This window comes from Aeromonas sp. QDB20, assembly GCF_027707805.1.
GTDB lineage: Bacteria > Pseudomonadota > Gammaproteobacteria > Enterobacterales > Aeromonadaceae > Aeromonas > Aeromonas dhakensis.
Window position 1 is genome coordinate 1 of record NZ_JAPCJC010000044.1, and the last position, 3,200, is coordinate 3,200.

General features: G+C 41.2%; 2 protein-coding genes and 1 pseudogene. All 3 read right to left on the reverse strand.

Features of this window, described 5'->3' with window-relative positions; all coding sequences use genetic code 11:
• Positions 1-77: 77 nt before the first annotated feature.
• Positions 78-911 (reverse strand): annotated as a pseudogene (locus PG897_RS22370) (phosphoethanolamine transferase); the annotation flags it as partial.
• A 66-nt stretch (positions 912-977) separates the two neighbouring features.
• A complete protein-coding gene (locus PG897_RS22375; RefSeq protein ID WP_111273845.1) occupies positions 978-2,600 on the reverse strand; it encodes a phosphoethanolamine--lipid A transferase MCR-3.16 in 1,623 nt (540 codons plus the stop codon).
• 205 nt (positions 2,601-2,805) lie between these two features.
• Positions 2,806-3,200: EamA family transporter (locus PG897_RS22380; RefSeq protein WP_270829433.1), on the reverse strand; the 395-nt coding region annotated here is incomplete at its 5' end.

Below are 3,200 nucleotides of genomic sequence, written 5' to 3' on the forward strand. Positions count from 1 at the left end.
TTCATGTAGAACCTCCTGCGTTCAAGATACGAGAAAATTCTACTTATGAGCACCTCAGTTTTTCGGGGGGATTACCCAGCGGTTGCTGTCCCGCAGGAGCGGACATCGTTAAAGGAGATCACACCACCAGACTTACTTGTGAATGGGTTGGTATCTTTCTCATAGCCATTCATTGAAAAGTTCTTACCACGAGCAGTCTCACCAACAACCAGGAACATCAATGTTGGTTTGTCCTTTTTCGTAACCCGTGTGGCATCATCACCTAAAGTAACAAAAGGGATGGGCTCTGCCATATAGCGTCTATACAGGTACTTACTGGTGCTATACATGAAGTTAGCTGGAACGATTTCACGATTTAGAGTCTGATTGTTACGACCAATTGATGCGTAATCTTGGTAGTACAAGGCAGCAATTATCCCAACTATTACCAAAGAGAAAAACATAGATAACAATCGCTGGGCGATACCTTTGTACCAGGTAGATGCATACTCAATTTTCACAAAAAATATCAATGCTGCGGGTAACAAACCGGTCAAAATAACCCAGATTATTATTGGAGCGTTAACGTATGCAAAAGCTTCGCTTTGGTTTGTTTCAAATATATTCTGGATCATATCACCATCAAACAACACACGATATTTCATCATGGTGTAACTGGCGATAGAACCTGTAACAAACAGGAATGCAAAGAACGGCTTCATCAGAAAGCGGATCGAGAATGGCATGAAGACGAAGTTTAATGCAGCAACAAGTAGGAATGGGATTGAAACTACAAACCCTATTTTGAAGTGCTCGATGTTAGACAATATGTCATAGAAATGGAGCAGAACGGGCCAGTTCAGCAAAAATGCGAATACCAAAGCCAATAGCAGTACAAATGGAACAACTTTTATTCTGACAGCTGAAAACATAACAATTACCTGTTAAACGTCTATTTCTATAAAAACCACTTCATTAAAATATCAACGATTCGCAACTCAATTATTCCGACATTGCTTAAAGATATCTAATTCTTGTTCGTAGATAGCCGTCTTCACATCCCATATTCCCAGGACAGAAGAAAATATGTTGTCATGAGAATAGCGATTGGCTGCGGCATTTTTCTGCAAACATTCCATATTCATGCCTTTTTCTTTGATGAAACCAGGTGACATCCACACCTGCATAGGAACACGGGTCTGATCATCCGGTGCAAACTTGTACGGTGTACCGTGCAGGTAAAGCCCTAATGCTCCCAGTGATTCACCATGATCGGAGACGTAGAGCAACGCGGTGTTGTACTTATCTTCGTAGGTTTTCAACTTGGCAATCATCTCTGCAATCACGAAATCGGTGTAGCGGATGGTGTTGTCATAGGTGTTGGTGAGCTCTTCATCTGTGCAGTTTTCAATATCACTGCGTGGACAGTCAGGAGTGAACTGACGATGAGCATCAGGGTAGCGTTTGTAGTAGGTTGGGCCATGGCTACCTATCAGGTGGAAGCCAACCAGCTTATCCCCTTTCATTTGAGCAATTTCACTGTCGAGCTCTTGAAGGACAACCTCGTCATAGCATGTGTTTTTATCGCAGAACTTTGGGTAATCCTTCGGTTTGATCTCGATGTTAGGAACTCGGTCGCAGACGCCTTTGCAGCCGCCATCGTTCTCCTTCCAAAAAATGGAGACCCCCGTTTTCTGCAACACATCTAACAAACCCTCGCTATTACGAGCGAGATTATCATCAAACTCCTTTCTCCCCATATTGGAAAACATGCAGGGGACAGATACAGCGGTTGCAGTCCCACACGAACGAACATCATTAAAGGAGATCACGCCACCAGATTTACTGGTAAATGGATTGGTGTCTTTCTCATAGCCATTCATCGAGAAATTTTTACCACGAGCGGTTTCACCAACGACCAGAAACATCAACGTGGGCTTACTTTGATTAGTATCCCGTTTTGCATCATCACCTAAAGTTGTAAATGGGATTGGTTCAGCAAGATAACGATTGTAAACGTATTTAACGGTACTATTAACGAAATTGGCTGGAACAATCTCACGCTGGAGGTTTGAATTGTTGCGCCCCACTGACACATAATCTTGATAGTATAGTGCTGCAATAACCGCAATCACTATAAGTGATGCAAACATCGATAGGGCACGAGTTAGAATCCCTTTGAACCATTTTTCCTCATATTCAATTTCAACAAAGAAAAGTAAAATGGCAGGGATAAAACCAGCAATAGTAACCCATACTATTATTGGTAAGCTTAAATATGCTAACGCCTCATTTTGATTGGTTTCAAAAATATTCTGAATCATGTTTTGATCAAACAAGACTCTATACTTCATCATTGTGTAACTAACGATTGCACTAAGTGCGATAAGAAGTGCAAAAAAAGGCTTTATTAAATACCGTATCGAAAATGGAACAAATACAAAGTTAAGCGCTGCAACAAGCAATATTGGTAATGAAATGGCGAAACCAAACTTAAAATCTTCTAATTTGTAAAGGATTTCGTAAAAATGGAGAACTCCACGCCAGTTCAGCATAAATGCAAAATACAGTGCCAAAAAGAACATAAGCGGAACAATTTTTATTTTTATAAGGGAAGGCATACTTACTCCATTAATAGTCCAACAATCACTTTCTAACGAGACATCTTGTCTTTATGTTGAAAATGAATGGTAACAAAGCTGTACGTGAGCTTAAGCGGCATTTTGTCATTTACTGATAAAAATGCGATCTTAATCACAAATGTCTTATCCGAAATGATACACAGCTAAAATTAAGGAAGTCTTAAGATGCGCTTCGTTCAGCTTTCTATCGCTTGAAAGCCAATAGCAAGACACCGCCAGCGATCATGCCAATGCCCAGCCATTCTCTGACCGATGGTCGTTCACCAAGGAAAGTGAAAGCAAAAATAGCAACCAGGACAAGGCTGAGCTTGTCTACTGGGGCAACCTTAAAAGCCTCACCAATCTTGAGTGCTCGAAAGTAACAGACCCAAGAAACGCCTGTTGCTAAACCTGACAGAGTAAGAAAAATCCAAGTCTCTGGTGTTAGACCAAAAGGATTGGCCCACTTCCCTGTGTAAGCAATAAATGCTGATAAAACAACGATGATCACTCCTGTGCGGATCGGTAATCCCCCCGAAAAACTGAGGTGCTCATAAGTAGAATTTTCTCGTATCTTGAACGCAGGAGGTTCTACATGAA